Origin of the sequence: Denitratisoma oestradiolicum (assembly GCF_902813185.1) — a bacterium.
GTDB lineage: Bacteria > Pseudomonadota > Gammaproteobacteria > Burkholderiales > Rhodocyclaceae > Denitratisoma > Denitratisoma oestradiolicum.
Genome location: NZ_LR778301.1, coordinates 1,380,955 through 1,402,341, shown reverse-complemented (window position 1 = coordinate 1,402,341; position 21,387 = coordinate 1,380,955). Strand labels below are relative to the sequence as shown.

Annotated in this window: 22 protein-coding genes and 1 pseudogene; 6 read left to right on the top strand and 17 right to left on the bottom strand. The window is 62.3% G+C overall.

Annotated features, from left to right (window positions below; translation table 11 throughout):
• Positions 1-150: 150 nt before the first annotated feature.
• The 5 genes from DENOEST_RS06440 to tsaB form a co-directional block, all read right to left on the bottom strand.
• A complete protein-coding gene (locus DENOEST_RS06440; RefSeq protein WP_145769637.1) occupies positions 151-672 on the bottom strand; it encodes a PAS domain-containing protein in 522 nt (173 codons plus the stop codon).
• On the bottom strand, positions 669-1,517 hold the full coding sequence (locus tag DENOEST_RS06435; protein ID WP_145769636.1) for an HDOD domain-containing protein: 849 nt from the start codon (positions 1,515-1,517) through the stop codon (positions 669-671). Before DENOEST_RS06435 ends, DENOEST_RS06440 begins: the two co-directional genes overlap by 4 nt.
• 84 nt (positions 1,518-1,601) lie before the next feature.
• Positions 1,602-2,345, bottom strand: a complete 744-nt coding sequence (locus DENOEST_RS06430) for a uracil-DNA glycosylase (protein ID WP_145769635.1) — start codon at positions 2,343-2,345, stop codon at positions 1,602-1,604.
• Positions 2,342-2,815 (bottom strand): ribosomal protein S18-alanine N-acetyltransferase, encoded by a 474-nt coding sequence (gene rimI, locus DENOEST_RS06425; RefSeq protein ID WP_332068217.1) that lies wholly within the window; start codon positions 2,813-2,815, stop codon positions 2,342-2,344. Before rimI ends, DENOEST_RS06430 begins: the two co-directional genes overlap by 4 nt.
• Before the next feature lie 252 nt (positions 2,816-3,067).
• Positions 3,068-3,760, bottom strand: coding sequence for a tRNA (adenosine(37)-N6)-threonylcarbamoyltransferase complex dimerization subunit type 1 TsaB (gene tsaB, locus DENOEST_RS06420; RefSeq protein ID WP_145769634.1), 693 nt, complete (start codon positions 3,758-3,760; stop codon positions 3,068-3,070).
• A 47-nt stretch (positions 3,761-3,807) separates the two neighbouring features.
• Between tsaB and DENOEST_RS06415 the strand changes: the two genes are divergently transcribed.
• Positions 3,808-5,100: an MFS transporter gene (locus tag DENOEST_RS06415; RefSeq protein ID WP_145769633.1), complete on the top strand. Its 1,293-nt coding sequence runs from the start codon at positions 3,808-3,810 to the stop codon at positions 5,098-5,100.
• A gap of 9 nt (positions 5,101-5,109) precedes the next feature.
• On the opposite strand, the gene arsB is transcribed toward DENOEST_RS06415, so the two are convergent.
• From arsB to DENOEST_RS06400, 3 genes are read right to left on the bottom strand one after another with little or no spacing between them, the layout of a single operon-like run.
• Positions 5,110-6,129, bottom strand: coding sequence for an ACR3 family arsenite efflux transporter (arsB, locus tag DENOEST_RS06410; protein ID WP_197970702.1), 1,020 nt, complete (start codon positions 6,127-6,129; stop codon positions 5,110-5,112).
• 58 nt (positions 6,130-6,187) lie between these two features.
• Positions 6,188-6,601 carry an arsenate reductase ArsC gene (locus DENOEST_RS06405; RefSeq protein ID WP_145769631.1) on the bottom strand — a complete coding sequence of 138 codons (414 nt, stop codon included), beginning with the start codon at positions 6,599-6,601 and terminating at the stop codon, positions 6,188-6,190.
• Positions 6,598-6,960, bottom strand: coding sequence for an ArsR/SmtB family transcription factor (locus DENOEST_RS06400; RefSeq protein ID WP_145769630.1), 363 nt, complete (start codon positions 6,958-6,960; stop codon positions 6,598-6,600). The genes DENOEST_RS06405 and DENOEST_RS06400 overlap by 4 nt, the downstream gene beginning before the upstream one ends.
• Before the next feature lie 158 nt (positions 6,961-7,118).
• On the opposite strand from DENOEST_RS06400, the pseudogene DENOEST_RS06395 reads away from it, so the two are divergent.
• A pseudogene (locus DENOEST_RS06395) lies at positions 7,119-7,319 on the top strand (arsenic resistance protein); the annotation flags it as partial.
• Between the two features lie 25 nt (positions 7,320-7,344).
• On the opposite strand, the gene DENOEST_RS06390 reads toward DENOEST_RS06395, so the two are convergent.
• The 4 genes from DENOEST_RS06390 to DENOEST_RS06375 all read right to left on the bottom strand — a co-directional run bounded on the left by DENOEST_RS06390 (position 7,345) and on the right by DENOEST_RS06375 (position 13,074).
• On the bottom strand, positions 7,345-8,130 hold the full coding sequence (locus tag DENOEST_RS06390; protein ID WP_170228107.1) for a molecular chaperone TorD family protein: 786 nt from the start codon (positions 8,128-8,130) through the stop codon (positions 7,345-7,347).
• A gap of 70 nt (positions 8,131-8,200) precedes the next feature.
• A complete protein-coding gene (nrfD, locus tag DENOEST_RS06385; RefSeq protein WP_145769628.1) occupies positions 8,201-9,481 on the bottom strand; it encodes an NrfD/PsrC family molybdoenzyme membrane anchor subunit in 1,281 nt (426 codons plus the stop codon).
• A 12-nt stretch (positions 9,482-9,493) separates the two neighbouring features.
• On the bottom strand, positions 9,494-10,249 hold the full coding sequence (locus tag DENOEST_RS06380) for a 4Fe-4S dicluster domain-containing protein (RefSeq protein ID WP_197970544.1): 756 nt from the start codon (positions 10,247-10,249) through the stop codon (positions 9,494-9,496).
• Positions 10,250-10,260: 11 nt separating this feature from the next.
• Entirely contained in the window at positions 10,261-13,074 is a 2,814-nt protein-coding gene (locus DENOEST_RS06375) for a molybdopterin-dependent oxidoreductase (RefSeq protein ID WP_197970543.1), read from the bottom strand.
• A 212-nt stretch (positions 13,075-13,286) separates the two neighbouring features.
• Here DENOEST_RS06375 and DENOEST_RS06370 point away from each other — a divergent pair, with 212 nt between their 5' ends.
• On the top strand, positions 13,287-13,934 hold the full coding sequence (locus tag DENOEST_RS06370; protein ID WP_145769627.1) for a hypothetical protein: 648 nt from the start codon (positions 13,287-13,289) through the stop codon (positions 13,932-13,934).
• A 44-nt stretch (positions 13,935-13,978) separates the two neighbouring features.
• Here DENOEST_RS06370 and DENOEST_RS06365 read toward each other — a convergent pair whose 3' ends face one another.
• Together DENOEST_RS06365 and DENOEST_RS06360 are read right to left on the bottom strand one after the other, a co-directional pair.
• On the bottom strand, positions 13,979-14,596 hold the full coding sequence (locus DENOEST_RS06365; protein ID WP_145769626.1) for a 3'-5' exonuclease: 618 nt from the start codon (positions 14,594-14,596) through the stop codon (positions 13,979-13,981).
• Between the two features lie 26 nt (positions 14,597-14,622).
• Positions 14,623-16,410, bottom strand: a complete 1,788-nt coding sequence (locus DENOEST_RS06360; RefSeq protein WP_145769625.1) for a GspE/PulE family protein — start codon at positions 16,408-16,410, stop codon at positions 14,623-14,625.
• Between the two features lie 109 nt (positions 16,411-16,519).
• On the opposite strand from DENOEST_RS06360, the gene DENOEST_RS06355 reads away from it, so the two are divergent.
• Positions 16,520-16,885, top strand: coding sequence for a hypothetical protein (locus tag DENOEST_RS06355; protein WP_170228106.1), 366 nt, complete (start codon positions 16,520-16,522; stop codon positions 16,883-16,885).
• Between the two features lie 5 nt (positions 16,886-16,890).
• Here the strand turns inward: DENOEST_RS06355 and DENOEST_RS06350 are convergent, their stop codons facing one another.
• Positions 16,891-17,625 (bottom strand): RNA methyltransferase, encoded by a 735-nt coding sequence (locus tag DENOEST_RS06350; protein WP_145769624.1) that lies wholly within the window; start codon positions 17,623-17,625, stop codon positions 16,891-16,893.
• Between the two features lie 47 nt (positions 17,626-17,672).
• Between DENOEST_RS06350 and DENOEST_RS06345 the strand changes: the two genes are divergently transcribed.
• On the top strand, positions 17,673-18,470 hold the full coding sequence (locus tag DENOEST_RS06345; protein WP_145769623.1) for an inositol monophosphatase family protein: 798 nt from the start codon (positions 17,673-17,675) through the stop codon (positions 18,468-18,470).
• Positions 18,471-18,477: 7 nt separating this feature from the next.
• Here DENOEST_RS06345 and DENOEST_RS06340 read toward each other — a convergent pair whose 3' ends face one another.
• The gene (locus tag DENOEST_RS06340) at positions 18,478-19,404 is read right to left on the bottom strand and encodes a LysR family transcriptional regulator (protein ID WP_145769622.1); all 927 of its coding nucleotides are present in this window, start codon (positions 19,402-19,404) and stop codon (positions 18,478-18,480) included.
• A 100-nt stretch (positions 19,405-19,504) separates the two neighbouring features.
• On the opposite strand from DENOEST_RS06340, the gene DENOEST_RS06335 reads away from it, so the two are divergent.
• A complete protein-coding gene (locus DENOEST_RS06335) occupies positions 19,505-20,281 on the top strand; it encodes a ferredoxin--NADP reductase (protein ID WP_145769621.1) in 777 nt (258 codons plus the stop codon).
• A gap of 16 nt (positions 20,282-20,297) precedes the next feature.
• Here DENOEST_RS06335 and DENOEST_RS06330 read toward each other — a convergent pair whose 3' ends face one another.
• Positions 20,298-21,209 (bottom strand): tyrosine-protein phosphatase, encoded by a 912-nt coding sequence (locus DENOEST_RS06330; protein WP_170228105.1) that lies wholly within the window; start codon positions 21,207-21,209, stop codon positions 20,298-20,300.
• Positions 21,210-21,387: the final 178 nt, after the last annotated feature.

The window sequence follows — 21,387 nt, the reverse complement described above, 5'->3', positions numbered from 1 at the left end:
CCCCGGAAGGACACCAAGGCCCGGCCCGGAAAACTCCCCTCTCGATTTTAGCGAAGGGCCGCCGCCCAGCCGCCCCGCCCACCGATCGGAACTGGCCTATTCGGTGTCGGAAAGGGTCAGGGAAGCAGCAGCACCGCGGCAATGCCGCCGTCACAGGGCCGCGACGAATTCCTCATAACTGCGCCGACGCGCCGCCAGCATGTCGCCGAGCATCGTGAGCCCCTCATTGACGGCATCCTTGGAACCGACGGCCCGCTCCGCCGCCAGCATCCGGCAATACAGCGCCTCGACAGCATCCACAGCGGCCCGCCGGGGCCGACGGCGGATCGACTTGTAGCCCAGGGGCCTGCCCTCTTCGTCAGCCACCGGAGAGATATGGGCGAAGACCCAGTAGAACCCCCCGTCCTTGCTCATGTTTTTCAGATAGGCGGAGAAATCCTCTCCATGGCTGATGGCCTCCCAGAGCAGCCAGAAGATGGCCCGGGGCATGTCGGGATGACGCAGGATGTTGTGCTGGCTGCCGATCAGCTCAGCCTCGCTGTAGCCGGAATATTCCACCAGCACATCATTGACGGAAGTAATGCGCCCCGTCAGATCGGTGGTGGAGATGATGTAGTCGCCCTCGCGCATCAGGCGCTCCACCTGGGTGGGAAGAATGGTCGAATCTTTCATTGCGTTGTCCTGGTAATGGCGTCGAGCACCACTTCCCGAAATTCATCCGAAATGGGTAGGGGAGTGATCAGGGTTCTGTAGCTGGCGGAAGGAACCAGTTCCCGGATTCCAATGATGTCCGAGGGAATGGCCGGGTTTTCCGGGTTGGTCTGAATATGGCGGGCAGTATCGTTGGCCAGACGAGCAATGTTGGCCCTTGCATTATCCGCGCCCCGGATCAGCATCGTCAGCAAATGAGGCAATTCCCAGGCATCCGCCAGGGCCAGGGACAACAGCTTGAAGGAAAATCCCGCTGCCTGCTGCTGGGCCTGGAGGGTGCGAAAGGCCCTGCCGGAACGCAGTTCCTCCAGCGCCTTCTGGGGAATTTCCGGGGCGAAATGCCACAGCATCATCTCCCCAATCTCGGCCAGCAGGGCTGCCAGGGCCACTTCGTCGGGGGAAATGTCCGAGCGGCAGGAGGCCCAGGATCGGGCAATGAAGGAAGCCATGGCGCAACGGGACTCGCATTCCGTCAGGCCCGGCAGGCTGTCGTCGCACAGGGGGCTGCTGTCGACGATTTCCATCAGCCGGTCCAGGCCGGTCTGCATGATGGAGGCAATAGGGGTCGTCGCGTCCCGCCCCAAAACCCTGGAGCGGCGGGCCTCGGCGGCCCGCAACACGCGCAGGGCCAGGAAGGGGTCGCTGGTGACGATGACCGCCAGCTCCCTGGGGGAAACGTCCTCCCCCTTCTCTTCGGCGATGGCGAGGATGAATTGCCGGGAAGCGGGCATGATGGGAATATCCTCGATCTTGAGGAAAGCGCTCCATTGCTCCACACCCCAATGCATCTGATACGACGTCAGCATATCAACCCACTCCTACCGTGGCGGTATCACGGCGAACCCGCAGTATCCCCCCACGAGGGCCTCGCCGGAAGCCCCGGCTAAGCGTCAGGAGATCAGACCGGCCATGGTGCGACGGGCAAAGAGCAGGTCTTCCCAGGCTTTGGCCTTGTCGGTCAGGTTGCGCAGCAGGTAGGCGGGGTGATAGGTGACGATGACCGGAATGCCCCGGTAGTCGAACAACCGGCCCCGGGCAGCGCCGATCTTGACCTCGGTCTGCAACAGGGTCTGGGCAGCGGGCCGGCCCAGGGCGACGATCAGCCTGGGTTGCAGCAGGGCGATCTGCCGCTCCAGATAGGGCCAGCAGGCCGCTGTCTCATCCGGCTCCGGGGTGCGATTCTGGGGGGGACGGCACTTCACCGCATTGGCGATATAGACGTTCTCGCCCCGCTTCAGATCGATGGCCGCCAGCATGGCGTCCAGCAGCTTGCCGGCCTGGCCGACAAAAGGCTCGCCCCGCTGGTCCTCCTCCGCCCCCGGCCCCTCGCCGACAAACAGCCAGTCGGCCTGGCGGTCGCCAACCCCAGGCACCGCCTGCTTGCGCTCCCGGCACAGGGCGCAGAGTCGACAGTCGCGGATGGCGGCTTCCAGTTGGGGCCAGTCCATGGCGGCAATGGGGCTGTCGCCGCCGGGGGCACCCAATGGAGGCGTCAGCAATTCCGCTCCGCCTACCTCGGCAAGGGCCGCAGGAAGCGGCTCCGGCGCAAGCGCGGTCCCCGCGGCCGGCGGGGTACGCAGCTTCCACAGGGGCCCCAGGCCCATTTCGCAAAGCAAGGCATCGCGCCGGCTCATAGCATCCGCTCCATGACGATGGCGTCCTCCCGACCATTCCTGGCCGGGTAGTAGTCACGCCGCCGGCCGATCTCGGCAAAGCCGTAGCGGCCATACAGGCGCAGGCCCGAGGCATTGCCGGGCCGCACTTCCAGCAACATGCGCACTGCCCGCCGGGCCCGGGCATCGGCGAAGAAGAATTCCAGCAACCGGCTACCCAGCCCCCGGCCCTGTCGCTCCGGCAGCACGCTGATATTGAGCAGGTGGGCCTCATCCAGGACCATCATCACCACGCCATAGCCCAGCAGTTCATCACCGTCCCGCATCACCCAGGATCGGTAGCCCGAATCCAGGGAGTCGGAAAAATTGCCCCGGCTCCAGGGAAATTCATAGATACGGTTCTCGGCTTCCATCACGGCATCCAGATCGGCCGGAGTCATGGCGTGAAAGCTCGGATGGGGCACGGAAATGGAAATCGGCACAGCGCTCACGGGACGACCCTCCCCCCGGCCCCCTCCCCGAGGGCTACCGTATGCACACATTTCCCATCTCCAGATCGGGGCCGGGGCAGATGTCCATCAAGTCCGTCGCACCGGCGCACGCCGGTGCCCAGTTTGTTGATTTTTCTAGATTCCGGCATTCGCCGGAATGACGGAAGAACATCGGGAGGCAGATGTGTGCATACCGCAGCCCCGAAGGAGGAGATGACGACGGTTCGCCGCGTTGTGGCTCCGGCGCTCATGTCAACGCACCCCGCCCCGAGCCAGACGCTCGGCGGTGGTCAGGGCCACCTTGTCGCGCACATAAAGGGGCGCACCCTCGGCGGCGGGGACGCCGTCACCCCGCACCAGGCGCGGCGCGGCCAGCCGGGCCACGGCCGCCGCCGTGGGCAGCAGATCGGTGCGCCGGGACGCAATGGCCGCGCCAAGCCGGGCTGAAAGGGCATCGCCATGGGCCACGAAGCCGTCGCCGCATAGCTGCCAGCCGCTCCCCGGCGGCAGGGGCGCGGCTTCGGGGGGCGTGACAGCGGGAGCCAGGATTTCCTGGGGGAAACCGGCCACTAGTTCGTAGGCGGCGCTATAGACCTCGTTCATCCGGGCGTCGAGGCAGGCATAGACCCGCTCCGCGCCACTCTCCAGGGCCAGGGCCTCCAGGCTGCATACGGGGGCCAGCGGGATATCGGCGCCGAAGGCCAGGCCCTGGGCCACGGCGCAGGCCAGGCGCAGGCCGGTGAAGCCGCCGGGACCGGCGCCGAAGGCGATGCCATCAAGATGCTTGAGGGTGATGCCGGCCTCGGCCAGCAATTCGCCCACCCAGGGCAGGATCAGCTCCGAGCCCCCGTTGGGATGGTCCCGACGGCGTTCAATCAGGGCGCCATCCCGCCACAGGGCGACGGACAGCAGGCGGGTGGAGGTCTCGATGGCGATCAGGTTCACGGGGTGATTTTACCGGGGCGAACCCTTCCCTGGCTGATAATGTCGCCATGGATACTCAACCCCGCTATCGCAAAGTGGCCCTCGCGGCCTGTTTCGGCACCTTCCTCGAGTGGTACGACTTCCTTACCTTCGCCAGCCTGGCCACTTATTTCGCCACGCTGTTCTTCCCCTCGGAGAATCCGGTAGCGGGACTGCTGGCGAGCCTGGCCACCTTCGGCATCGGCATGGTGGTGCGGCCCCTGGGGGCGGCCCTGTTCGGTTCCCTCGGCGACCGCCACGGCCGGCGGGTGGTGTTCATCGCCACCATTGCCCTGATGGGGGTCACCACTTTCGCCGTGGGCCTCCTGCCCACCTATGCCCAGGTGGGCATCTGGGCGCCCCTGATGCTCCTGACCCTGCGCATCCTGCAAGGTCTGGCCATGGGGGGCGAGATCGGCGGCGCCACGGTTTACCTCACGGAACACGCTCCGGCCGGACGGCGAGGCCTCTACACCAGCGTGCTGCAACTGATGGGCCCCCTTGGAGTGATGGCCTCCACGGCCCAGGTGGTACTGCTTCAGGGCTGGCTCTCGGCGGAGGATTTCCTGGCCTGGGGCTGGCGGGTGCCCTTCCTGGTGTCGGCCCTGCCGCTGGTGATTTCCATGAAAAGCCGCATGGCGCTTCACGAGTCCCCGATCTTCGCTCAACTGAAAGCGAACCAGCGCATCGCCAAGACCCCCCTGCGGGAATGCTTCCGGGACCGGCATACCCTGGGCCGCATGGCCCTGCTGTTCTGCTGCATTTCCGCCGGCGGCTCCCTGCTGTTCTTCTGCTCCCAGGTCTATGCCCCGGTGTTCCTCAAGACCGTGGTGGACATGGACCCGGCCCAGGCTGGCTGCCTGGCCATCGTCGCCACCCTGGCCCTGTTCCCCTTGACCCTGCTGGCCGGCGGATTGTCGGACCGGATCGGGCGCCGCCCGGTGCTGCTGGCGGGACTGCTGCTGGGGACGCTTGCCATGGTGCCGGTGTTCTGGGGCCTGGGCCAGTTCGCCGCCAGCCCGGCCCTGGTGGTGATGCTGCTGATGCTGCCGGTGCTGGCCCTGGCCCTGATCACCGGCCCCCAGACCGCCACCCTGGCGGAACTGTTCCCGGCCCGCACCCGCTATTCCGCCGTGGCCCTGCCCCACAACCTGGCCGCCGGCTGGATCGGTGGCCTTTCTCCCTTCATGGTGACCCTGATCGGCAGCCGCAGCGGCGAGCCCCTGCTGGGCCTGGCCTACCCGACGACCCTGCTGCTGATCGCCAGCCTGGTGGGCTTGCGCTTCCTGCCGGAAACCCGCAACACGGCGCTGGAGCAATAGCGATCCGGGCTAGCGGGCCTCGTACCAACCCTTGCTGCCATTGACCACCTTCACCACCAGCAGCATCACCGGCACCTCGATCAGCACGCCCACCACCGTGGCCAGGGCCGCGCCGGACTCGAAGCCAAAGAGGCTGATGGCGGCGGCCACAGCCAGCTCGAAGAAGTTGGAGGCGCCGATCAGGGCCGAGGGGCAGGCGATGTTGTGCTTTTCCCCCACGACCCGGTTGAGCCAGTAAGCCAGGGCGGAATTGAAGAACACCTGGATCAGGATGGGCACCGCCAGCAGGGCGATGACCAGGGGCTGCTTCAAGATGGCCTCCCCCTGGAAGGCAAACAACAACACCAGGGTCGCCAGCAGGGCCGAAATGGACCAGGGACCGATCCTCTCCATGGCGGCATCGAAGGCCCCCTGGCCTCCCTTCAGCAGGGAACGGCGCCAAAGCTGGGCCAGGATCACCGGGATGACGATATAGAGCAGTACCGAGGTGAACAAGGTGTCCCAGGGCACGATGATGGACGAGATACCCAGCAGGAAGGCCACCAGGGGCGCGAAGGCCACCACCATGATGCTGTCGTTCAAGGCCACCTGGGACAGGGTGAACAGCGGGTCGCCGTTGGACAGCCGGCTCCAGACGAAGACCATGGCGGTGCAGGGCGCAGCGGCAAGCAGGATCAGGCCGGCGATGTAGCTGTCGATCTGCCCGACGGGCAGCAGGGGCGCGAACAGATGGCGGATGAACAGCCAGCCCAGGAAGGCCATGGAAAAGGGTTTCACCAGCCAGTTCACGAACAGGGTGACGCCGATGCCCCGCACATGCTGGCGGACTTCATGCAGGGCGCCGAAATCCACCTTGACCAGCATCGGGATGATCATCACCCAGATCAGCAGACCCACCGGCAGATTGACCCGGGCAACTTCCATCCGACCGACGGCCTGGAACAGCCCCGGCGCCAGTTGGCCCAGGCCGATGCCGGCGACAATGCAGAGAAACACCCATACGGTCAGGTAACGCTCGAAGAATCCCATGGGCAACCCCACTTCCGCTTTCGTCGCAACTTCGCACTGCACACTCATGCAATCCTCCTTACAGGTCCAGGGCTTCCCGCACCGCGGGAATCAGACGGGCGCGGATCTCGTCCCGCACCCGGATGAAGCTTTCCAGGGGCTCCCCGTGGGGATCATGGAAAGGCAGATGGATGCGGGGGACCGGCCGAGGGAAGACGGGGCAGCTTTCCCTGGCGTTGTCGCAGACCGTGACCACCAGATCGATGTCCTCGTCCATCACCGCCGCCACATCCTTGGGATGAAGTTCATCGGTGGGCAGCCCGAGTTGTTTCAGGGCCTCGAGGGCGCCATCGGCAACCTTGGGCTGGGGCCGGGTGCCGGCAGACAGGGCGCGAACCCGGCCGGCCAGGTCATGATTCAGCAGCGCCTCCCCCATCTGGGAGCGGCAGGAGTTTCCGGTGCATAGCACCAGGACGGTCTTGGGTGCAGTCATGCTCGTTTCGTAGTCGTAGGATGGGGTGAGGCACGGCCCGCACCCTTCGCGTCGCGGGTTGTGGTGAGACAGGCCTCGCCCTGGCAGCAGTTGCGGGTGAGAAAGGCGATCAGCTCGTCGATGGTGGCGTATTCGGCGCAGTAGCGGATGAAACGGCTTTCCCTATGCCCGATGATCAGCCCCACCCGGGTCAGGTGCGAGAGGTGAAAGGACAGGGTCGCGGGTGCCATGGACAGTTGCTCGCCGATGGCGCTGACCACCATGCCCTCCCTCCCCGCCTGGACCAGCAGGCGGAAGATGGCGAGACGGGACTCATGCCCCAGGGCGGCGAGCAGTTCAGCGGCAGCTAGTGTTTCCATATTTCCAGTATCGTCGAAATAAATGAACGAAGCAAGAGGGGAAAAGGGCCAGCAGTTTCGTACGGTAGCTTAGTTACCCGGCGAACAAGGGCTATTGACCCCTTTGCAGCCATCCCGCCTTCACGCCCCGTGTGGCGGTTTCCCTGAAGCCGCCGATCATCGCCTGCCCCTCGGCCCTGATCAGCGTCTCCAATTTCTTCGAGCTGGCGGTAGCCGCCACCAGTCTGTTCGGCTTCGAGTCCGGCGCCGCCATGGCCACGGTGGTGGGGGTACTGATCGAGGTGCCGGTGATGCTGCCGGTGGTGAAGGTGGTCAATGCCAGCAAGGACTGGTACGAGCGGGCCGAATCCCGCAAGTAGTCTCGCTGGATGAGGAACAGGCAGCCTATGTCAGGCTGCGCTTGAAAAATCCGCTGACCGCGTCGCGGCAATCCGGGCAACGCTCCAGGTGTGTGGCCGGCAATCCGGCCTGCGCCAGGGCACGGGTCATGATCTGGATTTCCTTTTCCCGGGCAAAGGGCTGGTCACAGGATTTACAGTGGCGCCAGACGCCTACGGAGACATCGTGACGGCGCTTTTTCTGGCTTGCCGAAGGATGAGCTTCCTGGGTGAACCGGGTGATGGCGCCAGCGGCAATTCGGGACAGCGGCGCATAGGGGGAATTGGGTGACTCCTCGTCCACTGTTTGGGCAAGTCTCGGCAACGCCCCCACCAGACACAGGCGAGCAAAATCAGCAGCCTCCTGAAAATCCTCTCCAAGCAGGAAAGCCAGGGTTTCCATCTGCATGGCCCCATGGTCGGGCAGGTCGCGCATCCGCTCACTCTGAGTCACACCCGCCCGCCGATAGGCGTTCTCCAGGGCATCCATACAGGGTCCGTTGATACCACCATCCACATAGCGGGACAGATTCAGTGACGCCGGAGCCGGAGGTTGCAGAAAGAGATGGCTGTAATCCACCAACAGGATCTCATGGGATGCCAGACCGGCCAGATTGCGCCGTAACTGTTTCAGATCCGGCAGCAGATCGAGACCCAAGGCATCGCACATTTCTTGAAGATCATCGGCCAGCCAGTTCCGGGATACGACAAACACTTCCGGATGCATCGGAGGCAGGAACACATTGGCCATGGTGAGCCAGAAGGCTTGCTCGATTGAATTCTCGGTTTTCATTTGCATCGATCAAACAATGGCCGGCAGGAATACTTCCCTGCCGGCCGGTCAAAGTATCAGGATCAGTCCATCAGGCTTGCGCAACCCCAGGCTTCTCCATCTCAACCACCGACGGCATGGCCGAGAGCTTCAGAACCTTCTCGCCCAGTGCGTACAACGCGAGGCACAGGGAGAGGCCAAGCAGGGTCAAGGCCCACTCCGTTAGAGATGGGGTATAAGGTATCAGGTCGTTGACCCAGGTTCCCTTGAACATGGGCACCAGTTGCCCGCCGATAACGAACTCGTACCGGTTGATGAACATGGCACCCAGAACCAGAAATGCTGCGATCAGTTGTTTTTGGGTGTTGGTCTGGGTCGATGGAGAAGCCATCAGGTAGAAGGGCAGACACAGCCCCAACCAGAGTTCAAGATGGAATAGCGGCGTCCTGACCAAGGCCTGGAAACCATCCAGTCCGTCCAGATTGCTCCATAGTCCGACCCAGAAGCGGGTTACGAACATCACCAGCGTAATGCCGATGAATGCCGCAAACACCCGTGGCAACTGAGGTCCACTGGCCAATCCTCGCAGGGGCTCGGGCATATTGCTTCGATTGAAGTCATAAGCCATGTAGGTGGTCACCACGATCGCGGCTGCGCCGGACAGTGCCGCCGTGATAATGAAATAGATCGAGGTGAAGGAACCGTACCACATGGGACGCATCGACAGGGAACCGAATACCAGGCCCAGCATGCCCGAAGCCAGGATTACGGCGATGAAACCTGCCACACCAACCGCATTGGAACGAGGACTGTCCCACTCCTCCTGCCATAGCAAATACAGCTTGATGATCAGCAGCACCAGATCAATCAGGTAGAAGACACCCATCCAGAACATCGGGCTCATGATCTGCATGCCCGTCGGAATCGACCAGAGCATGCGGAAAGGATGACCCAGTTCCAGGGCCAGTACCGTGAAACCCGAGATCAGGGTGATGATCGCCAGATAGATGCAGCGCTTGGCCACTGGATAGAACTGTTTGAAGCCGAAAACTGTCGCCAGGGATGCCACCATGGTCAGCCCGGAAGAGGTCAGGGCAAAGAACACATAGGTGGAGACCGCCATACCCCAGTTGATGCCGTCACTCGATGTATTGAAGGCGGCGTGGCCGACAAAAATCAACTGGTAAAGCACGAACAGCAGGCAAACAGCAGTCACCAGCAGGGAGGCCTGCCACCATTTCGTCGCGACGGATGGTTCCCTGCCCAGGGAAAGACAGAGCTTGATGAAAGTGGTGGTTCCCTCTTTACGGTGTAAATCCCCGAGGAAACCGAAGACTTCAGCAAGGGTTTTGGGATCGGAACTGGATTGCATGACAAATCCTCCTTAGACCTTGGGCTTGGTGGAGCGATCGGCCGGAACGGAGCCGCCTTCGCCGGTGAGGTAGTAGACCTGGGGCTTGTTGCCGAGGTGATCCAGCAGGCGCACGCCATTCTTGTTGGCAATCTGCCTGGACACCTCCGAATTCGGATTCGACAGGTCGCCAAAAAGCCGGGCACCAGGGCCGCAGGTCACGACACAGGCAGGCGTGAACTCCCGGGTTGCAGGATTCTGGGGATCAAGATCAACTGTTCCCTTGGGCGCCTTGGATACCCGGTGGTAACAGAAGGTGCATTTGGACACGACATCGTGGGGCTGAACGCCCACACCATGTTTCCAATCTTCCTGGGGCGACTTCCAGGGCGGACTCCAGGAGCGGCCTTCTTCGCCCTTGAATACCTGCTTCATGTCCGGGCCGCCATAGGAGGGTTTTTCCTCGGTATAGAAGCGCACACCATAGGGACAGGCAATCATGCAGTACTTGCAACCGATACAGCGCTCCCAGTCCACCAGCACATGACCATCCTCCGACTTATAGGTGGCCCGGGTCGGACAGACCGCAACGCAGGACGGATTCTCACAGTGCATGCAGGGCCGGGGAAACCACTTCAGTTGCGTACTCGGAAATTCTCCTTCGTGAAAAAAGATGACATCCTGCCAGTGCTCGCCGGGCAGTCGGCTGTTCTCCATGCCACAGGCCGCAGTACAGGCCTGACAGCCGGTACATTTTTCCAGGTCGATGACCATTCCCCATTTAGTCATTTTTCAGCTCCTCAGACTTTCTCAACGAACACTTTGCCGGTGTGATAGCAAGCCAGACCGGAGATGGGTTCGGAAACATTGGCGGTGATTTCATTGGTGCTGCCGGAGACATTGCGCTCCTTGGCCGTGGCCCAGCGCCCCTGGGCCCAGTGGCCATGAATCATGGGCAAGGCCACTGTATCGGGCCGGATGCCGGTGTACAGGCGGGCGACAACCTCAATGGCGCCGATATCGTTCTTCACCCGCACCCTGTCACCATTCCTGATGCCCCGCTTGGCTGCGGTTTCCGGATGGATTTCCAGGAACACCTCGCGCTTGCCACCCTGGGTAGGCTGCATGAACGCCGATGCATGGGGAAGATTGGCCTGACGCCCTTCGGCCTGGGCCGCCAGCTTGGGCGAAACGAAGTGTAGGTCGCCACCGCCGGGATGCCTGGCCGGGATGTACTGGGGAAAACCCACCAGTTCCAGGTCGATGCCCAGCTTCTCGTGCACATAGTGGGCGTGGTGCTCGTCTGCCAAATAGCCGGACTTGAATTCATATTTGCCGGAGGGCGTTTTGAGCAGTTTGTCCTTGACCTCAGCCGGAACCATCTGTTTGGAATACGATTTGGTATCTCCATCCCAGAAGTAGAACTCTCCCGCGACCTGACGGTAGCCATAGGGCTTCTTGAACCAGACGCCCTTCTGGACAAAGCTCTCGTAGCTGTTGACCCCGTTGGAGCCCGGCTTTTCCTCGAAGCCCTTGGCCATCTGTTTGATCATCGACTCAGTATTGCCGAGCTGTTTGTAGTATTCCCCCATCGGTCCCTGGATCCGCTTGCCGATCTCGATGAGGACGTCACCGAAGACCTTGGTATCGTAGAGCGGTTTGATCGCCGGTGTGCGGATCATCGCTATCGGATAACCCTGGAAGGGGTAGGTGTCGGCGATCTGTAGACGTTCGAGGTAGCTGTGGTCCGGCAGGATCAGGTCGGCGAAGACCGCCGTTTCACCAGGGTAGGGAGAGGTATCGATAACATAAGTTTCTGCCATCGACTTTTCCCAGTCCTTGCATTCCGGGCCGGAGAAAATCGGCCCAGTCAGGTAGAACATCAGAGTGTCCATCTTGTAGGGATCGCCCTTGAGATGGTTCTTGGCAATCTCCTGCATCATGTTGCTGGCCATCGGCCAGGCATCGGTCTTCACTTTGTCGATGCGAGGCTTCTTGCGGTCGCTGGACATGGCATAGCTGTCCATGAACTTGTCGGCCTTCACCGATACCTTGCCCCAGGGCACACTGGATTGATAACCCAGTCCGCCCTTGGCAAAGAGTGAACCGACCAGGGCGTTGAGCGCATGGATCGCCATGCCGTTGTAGATGCCATTGGTGTGGGCGGTGGCACCACGTTCAAACAGCGCAATGGCCGGGCGCGTGGAACCAAATTCCTTTGCCACCGCCTTGATCTCCCTGGCCGGTATCGTGGTGATCTTTTCCGCCCATTCGGGAGTGCAGTCCTTCAACACGGCATTCCACCACTCCAGCAGACCCAGCGTCCATTTTTCCCTGAAGATCGTTTCGCCAACTGCGGGGTCAGGTTGCGGCTTGGCATTCTGTCCCAGCGCGCCTCGTTGCTCCTTGATGGCCGCGGCCAGTTTGTCTGCGCCCTCAGCCTTCTTTTCAAGATCGGCCAGCGCTTTCTTGAGGCCGGGGATGATTTTTTCGTCATCCGATTCTTCGATCTTGACGCGCAAGCTGTCGATGTCGGCCTGGAGCTTGGCTTTATCGGCCAGCGCTTTCTTGTCGGACTCTGTCTTCTTGACCGCAGCGGCAGCCTCAAGCTCACGACGCTTTGCCAGATCCTCCTGGCTATAGGCCATAGCGACGATTTCGCCGGATTTGAAGCGGTTTATGCCATCGATGAAATCGCCGACGAACTTTCTGTCCCATAGCCCCTCGGTGAGGATCACATGGGCCATCGCCAGCGCCAGCGCACCGTCGGTGCCGGACTTTGTCAGCAGCAACCGGTCAGCCGCGGCACCCGTGGTCGAGGTGTGCACATCGACCACCGTGACCATGGTTCGGGGCGCCTTGCTGCGCATGGTGCCCCAGGCCTGAAGGTTGTTGTTGAGGGGACGGAAGGACTCGAGGAAGCTCGCCCCGAAAATCAGCAGATAGTTGGTGTTTTCATAGTCGTATGAGTTGTACGAGTAGTTGCCGTCGGCACAGAGCTTGGCCTTCTTCGATGCATCCGAGCACATGGACGAATGGTTGATGCCAACATTGGGTGAGCCGTAAAGCTTCGCAAAATCACCCAGCAGCCCCGCATCGGTGGCGCCCCAACCACGACCAAAAAGCAGGCCGAAACGGTGGGACTCGCCCTTGTCGCGCAGCGCGTTCAGGCGGTCGGCTGCGGTCTTCAGTGCCTCGTCCCAGGAAATGGGCACGAACCTCGGATCCTCGTTGCGCCCCTTCTTGGGATTTGTCCGTTTCATCGGCCCCTTGAATCGGTCGGGATCGTACAGCAGGTAGGTGCCGTAATGCCCCTTGGGACAAAGCTTGCCGTTGGAAATCGGATTGTCGAGGGTGCCGTAGATTGCATGAACTCGGCCGTTCGTGGTGTAAACATCGATACCGCAACGGGCCGGGCACTGGTGGCAAAAGCTCTTGGTGATGACCGTCCCCCCCCCCGCCTCCGGCGCGGGGGCCGCATGGGCCTTGCCTATGGTTTTGAAGCCCGGCATAACTCCCGCGCCGATCCCTGCTGCACCCGCTGCCCCGGCGATACCCGAGGCCTGGAGAAACCGTCTCCGGCTCATCGGCAAGACTTTCATGGACTCACTCATGGTCGCCCCCTCCTGATCAGACTGGTGGATATCAACACTGCGTAGGTAGTACCTATACCCATAAAACTTAGATGGACTCTACTCATTGCAACGCGTCATCCATTGATCCGCATCAAGGCAGAGCCAGTTCAGATGATGCAGATGCATGAAAAGACATGCGATGGCATACTCTTTGATCCTCAGCAAATTCCCCATTAATGAGGCCTCTAGGCATGAAGCGCCGCACCCTGATCAAGGCGACCCTGGCCGGTATCGGCACGATCGGCATCCTCCGCCGTGTGCTGGCGGCGGGCATCAATCCTGCCAAGCCGGGACTGCAAAGACTCAAGGGCCGGGTCACTGTCAATGGCCAGGCCGCCGTGGAAGGCATGCTCATCAAGGGCGGCGACACGGTGATCACCGGCGCCGATGGCGAGGCCATTTATGTGATCGGTCAGGACGCCTTCCTGCAACGGGCCTCCAGCGAGGTCCGTTTCGGCGACGGCGTGGCGGATTTCCTGCGGGTAGTGAGCGGCCGCCTGCTCTCGGTTTTCGGCCGGGGGGAGAAACGTCTGACCCTGCCCACCGCCACCATCGGCATCCGCGGCACCGCCTGCTACATCGAGACCGATGCCATGAAGAGCTATTTCTGCCTCTGCTACGGCGAGGCGGAAGTGGTGCCAGCGGCGGCCCCGGCGGAAAAGGAAGTCATCCGCACCCGCCATCACGACCATCCCATCTACATCCACGGCGACCCCGCCATGCCCACCAGCATGGTGCCGGCGACGGTGATCAACCACAGCGACCTGGAACTGGAACTGCTGGAAGGCCTGGTGGGTCGCCGGCCGCCCTTCGGAGACACGACCGGATATCGTTACTGAGCCTGCGCTTGCGGCGCAAGCGGGCCATGTTCAGGACCTGACGATCAGCCGGCCCCTTGGCCGAACTTCGCCACGCAGCCGTCCATGGCGCTGCGGGAAACACCTTGTATGGCCAACAGCAGGTCGTGGCTGATGCCGGGCAGCTTGAAGCGCATCCGCAGCTCCTGCTTCAGCCGCAGCAGCAGATAGGCGGTAGCCTCGGCATCGGCCAGGGCACGGTGGTAGCGGCCGGTGGCGGGAAGTCGCAGGCTTTGCACCAGGGTGCCGAGCTTGTGGTTGGGCGCCTCCGGGAAAATCCGCCGGGCGAGCAACATGGAACAGGCGAATTCCTGCTGGCGCATCAGGCTCAGACGGCGCAATTCGGCATCCCAGAACTTCTTGTCGAAGGCCGCGTTGTGGGCCAACAGTGGATGCGTGCCGACAAAGGCGGCGGCCTCGGCCATCACAGTGGCCACGGCAGGCGCCCGGCGCACCATGTCGTTGCTGATGCCGGTCAGGGCCTGGATGTCGTAGGGAATGGGCACCCCGGGATTCATCAGGCTCTGATAGCGATCCACCAGTTGGCCGTCCTGCACCAGCACCACGGCGATTTCCGTGGGACGGGCGCCCTGGTCGGGCGAGAGGCCCGTGGTCTCGAAGTCGATCACGGCCCAGGTGTTCATGGCCTGACGTGCTCCAGCCGCTTGCATCAGGGGCTGGGCGGCGCGACTTTGAGCACCTCCTCGATGGTGGTGAGTCCGGCCGCCACCTTTTTGGCGCCGGAGATGCGCAGGGGCTTCATGCCTTCCCGCATGGCCTGTTCCCGCAGTTTGGCCAGATCGGTCTGGTCGCCGATCAACTGCTTGAGCTCGGGCGTGAGCTGCATGATTTCGTAGAGCCCCATCCGCCCCTGGTAGCCGGTGCGCCGACACTCCAGACAGCCCTGGGGATGGTAGAGGGTGGTGGGCTTGCTGGATTTCCAGGGGGCCACCAGGGCGTTCCAGGCCAGCTCGTCCTCGGCCCGCATGCCCCCCGCTTTCTTGCAATGGGGGCAGAGGATGCGCACCAGGCGCTGGGCCATGACCCCCAGCACCGTGGCCTGAAGCAGATAGGAGGGCACTCCCAGATCCAGCATCCGGGTGATGGCGGTGGGCGCGTCGTTGGTGTGCAGGGTGGAGAGCACCAGATGGCCGGTCAGCGCTGCCTGGATGGCCATTTCTGCGGTTTGCAGGTCGCGAATCTCCCCCACCATGATGATGTCCGGGTCCTGCCGCATCAGGGCGCGGATACCCTCGGCGAAACCCATGCCGATATCGGTCTGCACCTGCACCTGATTGAAGGAGGACTCCACCATTTCGATGGGGTCCTCCAGGGTGCAGACATTGACGTCGTCGGTGGCGAGCTGCTTGAGGGTGGAATAGAGGGTGGTGGTCTTGCCGGAGCCGGTGGGGCCGGTCACCAGGATGATGCCGTTGGGCCGGGAGGTCATGGTTGCCCAGCGCTTGGCGTCCTCGTCGGCGAAGCCCAGTTCGGTGAAGTCCCGCACCAGCACTTCCGGATCGAAAATCCGCATCACCAGTTTTTCGCCAAAGGCGGTGGGCAGGGTGGACAGGCGCAGTTCCACCTCCTGACCGTCGGGGGTGCGGGTCTTGACCCGACCATCCTGGGGCCGGCGTTTCTCCACCACGTCCATGCGGCCCAGTATCTTGATGCGGCTGGTCATGGCGTTGAGCACGGGCATGGGAATCTGATAGACCTGATGCAGCACGCCATCGATGCGGAAACGCACGACGCCCAGTTCCCGCCGGGGTTCGATGTGGATGTCCGAAGCCCGCTGCTCGAAGGCGTACTGCCAGAGCCAATCCACAATGCGAACGATATGCTGGTCATTGGCGTCGAACTGGCGGTTGCTCTTGCCCAGCTCCACCAGCTGCTCGAAGTTGGAGACCCCGCCCCCGGCCACGTCGCCCCGCCCCATGGCGCCCTTGACCGACTTGGCCAGGTTGTAGAACTCCACCTGATAGCGGGCGATGTCCTCCGGATTGGCCACCACGCGGCGGATTTCCTTGCGCAGCACCGGCCGCAATTCCGTCTCCCAGGCCCGCTCGAAGGGCTCCGCCGTTGCGATCACCACCTCGTTGGCCCGCACCTCCACCGGCAGGACCCGAAAGCGGATGGCGTAGGCATTGCTCATCACCTCGGTGACGGCGGCGAAATTGATCTTCAGAGGATCGATGTGGAAATAGTTCAGGCCGGTCCACTCCGCCAGCCACTGGGTGAGGTTCTCCAGGTCCAGAAGCCGATTGGGAGCCTTGGCCGATTTCCAGCGCTGGCCGGCGACAACCACCAAGGGATGGCTTTCCCCCTTGTAGTAGCGCCGCTCGTTCTTGAATTGCTCGGCCTCCGCCACGTCCACCTGCCCGTCGGCCACCAGGGCATCGACGATTTCCATCAGGGTCAGACGGTGTTCGGGCGGGGTCTCTGGGGGCCTGTTCATGGAGTGCTCTCTTTTCATCCAGGCCGCAATATAGCCGAGTTCCCGACCCGGCCCCAATGGCGCCGGCAATGACTATGATGGACTTTCGCCCTTACCCATGGACAAGCCCATGATCCCACTGCTCAGGTCCAGCCTTGGTCTTAGCGTTGTCCTTCTGGTTTCGACCTTTGCTCAGGCCCAACCACCCGGCAAGACACCCACTCCCGACTGTGCCCAGGCCCGGGACCCGGCCCGCTGCGAAGCGCGCCAGAAGGCCCGGGCGGCCTGCATCCAGCACCTGGGGGAGAACCTGCGCCAGTGCATCCAGGACCATATGCCGCCGCCGGACTGCGCCAAATCCCGGCGTCGGGAGCGCTGCGAAGCCCTGGTGAAGGCCCAGGCAGCCTGCCGGGACGCGGCCTACACGGAAAGGCCCAGGTGCCTGCGGCAGCAGTTGTTGGGGCAGCGCAGGAAATCGCCAGGGACGGGGGCCTGAGACCTTCAGCGCCCCTTGTCCATCAGGGCCGCCAGGAAACCCCGAAGGATATTCACTTCTTCCTTCTCCAGGCCCTTGCGGGCCAGCAGGCGGCGCATGCGGGGCATGAAGCGCTTGGGGCTGGCCGGATCGAGAAAGCCGCAGGAGAGGGCGGCCCGTTCCAGATGATCCAGCAGCATTTCCACCTCCTCGTGCCGGGCCGGCTCGCCGGCACCGAGGACAGGAGGCGGTGAACCCGGCGCCACCAGGGCCAGGCGCAATTCGTAGCAAAGCACCTGAACAGCCTGTGACAGATTCAGGGAACGATATTCGGGATTGGCGGGTATCACCGCCCAGCGCTGGCAAAAGGCCACTTCCTCGTTGGACAGGCCGGAGGTCTCGTTGCCGAAGACCAGGGCCACTTCCCCAGTGACGGCGCTGGCGGCCAGTTCGGCAGCGGCTTCCCTGGCCCAGCAGGGTTCGACCCCCAGTTCCCGCCGCCGACCGGTGATGGCGGTGGCGAACCACGTGCCTTCCAGAGCCTCGGCCATGGAATCGCAGACGCGAGCCTGGTTCAGCACATCGATGGCGCCCGAGGCCATGGCCTCCGCCTGGGGATCGGGAAAAACCTTGGGCTGCACCAGCACCAGCCGGGAAAGCCCCATGGTTTTCATGGCCCGGGCGGTAGCGCCAATGTTGCCCGGATGGCTGGGCCGCGCCAGCACAATGCGGATACGATCAAGTAAGGAAGCGTCGGACATGGTCGGCCTGCTAGAATTGGCGGTATTTTCCGAGCTTCACCGAATCCATGCATCCCACACTCAATATCGCCGTCAAGGCCGCACGTCGCGCAGGGCAAGTCATCAATCGCGCCGGTCTCGATCTCAGCCAGATCAAGGTCAGCGTCAAGCAACAGAATGATTTTGTCACCGAGGTGGATCGGACCGCCGAGGCCGTCATCATCGACACCATCCGCGAGGCCTACCCGGAGCACGGAATATTAGCAGAGGAGTCCGGCGCCGCTGGCGACTCCGAATACCAGTGGATCATCGATCCCCTGGACGGCACCACCAACTTCATCCATGGTTTTCCCCAGTACGCGGTTTCTATCGCCATGGCCCACCGGGGCGTGCTGTCCCACGGGGTAGTGTTCGATCCCAGCCGCAATGAGCTATTTACCGCCAGCAAGGGAGCCGGCGCCTACCTGAACGAAAAGCGCATCCGCGTCTCCCGCCGCGCCAAGCTCGAAGAGTCCCTGATCGGCACCGGCTTTCCCTACCGGGCCTTCGAGCATGTGGACGCCTATCTGGCCATTCTCAAAGACATGATGCGCAAGAGTGCCGGGGTGCGCCGGCCCGGTTCCGCCGCCCTGGACCTGGCCTACGTGGCCAGCGGTCGTCTGGATGGCTTCTGGGAATTCGGCCTGTCCCCCTGGGACATGGCCGCCGGTACCCTGCTGATCACCGAAGCGGGCGGTCTGGCGGGCGACCTGAGCGGCGAGTCGGCCCATATGACCACCGGCAACATCATCGCCGGCAGTCCCAAGATATTCTCCCAGCTGCTCCAGGCCATCGCCCCCCATCTGACACCGACACTGAGGGCCTGAGCCCTTTTCAGCGGATGTAGGGCAGCTCGATATCCGCGCTGTTCAGGGCGGCCCCGGTCATTTCATGACATAGGGCGAGAAAGGCCCGAATTCCGGCGGTCTGGAACTTCTGCCGGTGCCAGACGAAATTGAACTGCCGGTGCAGGTCCAGTTCCGGTGTGGCGATGGCCACCAGGCTGCCACGGCGGGTGGCTTCCCGCAGGGCCAGGCGGGAAATACAGCCAATCCCCAGACCGCTCTCCACCGCCCGCTTGATGGCCTCGGTGTGCTCCAGTTCCAGGCGAATGTTGAGATGGCCCGCATGATGGCGCAGGGCCTGATCGAAGGTCTCCCGGGTGGCCGAGCCCATTTCCCGCAGGATCCAGGGCTCCCGCACCAGTTCCTTGAGACTCGCCCTGCCCCGCTTGGCGAAACGGTGCTCAGGAGCGCAGAAAACCACCAGTTCATCGGCGATCCAGGGCCGCACCTCCAGATCCGGATGGCGGCAGTTCCCCTCGATCAGACCCAGGTCCAGCTCGAAGTGAGCCACATGCTGGATGATGGTGGCCGTGTTGCGCACTTCCAGTTCCACCCGGCTCTCGGGCTGCCGCTGGAGGAAGTTGGCGACGATCAGGGTGGCGAGATAGTTGCCGATGGTCATGGTGGCGCCAATGCGCAGGTGGCCCACCCCGGCATGGCCTTGCAGCAGATCCTCGATCTCGCCGGCCCGATCCAGCAGTTCCACGGCCCGGGGCAGCAACTGGCTGCCAGTCTCGTTCAGGCGCAGGGACTTGCCCACCCGGTCGAACAGGGGGGTGTCGAACTGCCGCTCCAGTTCAGACAGGGAAGTGCTGGCGGCCGACTGGGACAGGGACAAGGTCTCCGCGGCGCGGGAGACGCTGCCGCTGCGGGCCACGGCGGCGAAGACTTCCAATTGGCGCAGGGTGTATCTCATATCTGTTTTACAGATTATAGATATAGATATTATCCACTTAATGGATCAATGGCGATACTACAATTCTTCCCAGTCCCAGCCTTCACGGAGCCTTCTCGCCATGAGCAACCTCGCCACCGAACGCGTTCTCAGCGTCCATCACTGGAACGACAACCTGTTCAGTTTCACCACCACCCGGGACCCGTCGCTGCGCTTCATCAACGGCCAGTTCGTGATGATCGGCCTGGAACACCAGGGCAGGCCCCTGATCCGGGCCTACAGCATCGCCAGCCCCAACTACAACGAGCATCTGGAATTCTTCAGCATCAAGGTGGCCAACGGCCCCCTCACCTCCAAGCTCCAACACCTGAAGCCGGGGGATCCCATCGTCGTCAGCCGCAAGCCCACCGGCACCCTGGTACTGCGGGATCTGCGCCCCGGACGCCATCTCTACATGTTCAGCACCGGCACAGGCCTGGCGCCCTTCATGAGCCTGATCCAGGATCCGGAAACCTATGAGCGTTTCGAGAAGATCGTGCTGTTCCACGGAGTGCGCACCGTAAGCGAACTGGCCTACACGGACTTCATCACCCGGGAACTACCGGACAACGAATTCCTGGGCGAACTGGTGCGGGAGAAGCTGATCTACTATCCCAGCGTGACCCGCGAGCCCTTCCGCAATCAGGGGCGGCTCAGCGCGCTGGTGGAGTCGGGCAAACTGTTCGAGGACATCGGCCTGCCGCCCCTGGACCCAAACCAGGACCGAGCCATGATCTGCGGCAGCCCGGCAATGCTGGCCGACACCAGTGCCCTGCTGGATGCCCGTGGCTTCCGGGTATCGCCCCACATCGGCGTGGTCGGCGATTATGTGATCGAGCGGGCCTTCGTCGAGAAATAGGTGAATCAGCAGTTCATCAATGTTCGAGGAAGCGGTGTCGCAATTTCCGACGAAATGACGGATCGACACCGAGCCCTTGCGCTAGATAGTTATCTAGCGAACCGTAGTCGGCCTGGATCGCATTTATTGCTGCTTGCAAATATCTCGCTTCGACACCCATGATCGGTCGGATGGCGTCCGTATCGGCACGAAATAGTGAGAAGACTTTCATCTTAAGCAAGGCTCTTTCGTTCTTGGCGCTCAAGTATTCGTTTGAAGCCAGGTAATCTTGCATCACCGTATCCATTGGCACTCCCAAGCTGAGCAGGAAAATTGCCACGGCAAGTCCGGTCCGATCTTTCCCGGAAGTGCAATGGATGATTTGGGCTCCCTCAGGCGCAGTCACTAAACCATGGAGCCACTCCTTGAACACGGGCGTGTAGTCTCTGACCAATTGACGATTAATCGTGACCAGCATGTCGGTCAATCGCATGCCTTCGGTATCTCCGCGCATCAGTCGCTCAACGAATTTGGGGTCTCCTTTCAACTCCGCCACGGCCATCGGCATGCTGACGAGATGGGAGGCAAGGCTCACCGGAAGTCTGTCTGGTGCGCTCCGCGCCTCCAAGGGCCCACGGAAATCGACAATCCTTTGGATGTTCAGCCGCTCCAAGTACGCTTGGTCACCGTCCGTAAGCTCATGGAGCGCATCAGTTCGGTACAGCATCCCCCACTTCACTGATAAGCCATCGCCCGTTTTGTAGCCGCCAAGATCGCGAAAATTCGGCGCTCCTTCAATCGGCAGGTGTCGAAATTTGGCACGCTCCGTAGATGGCAACTGACTCGCAACCGGCCGCTGATCTGCGGGCAACGAGGCCGGGGAGCGATCACACGCAACCAGGGCACTAGAAAGAAGTGCTGCAAAAAATATAAAACGTACGAAATACATGTAACAACTCCGAAAAATTTGACACGGATTTGACATTGACAGCCCCCCCCTTGCTCACTTGACAGAAACCCACGCCGCCCGTCCAAAGGGTTCGACTCTGCCTGCAAAACTGCCACAGCGCTAAGGGCCCCACGCTTCCGAAGCATCCTTAAGCATTGACTCAATAGGGGTTTTATCG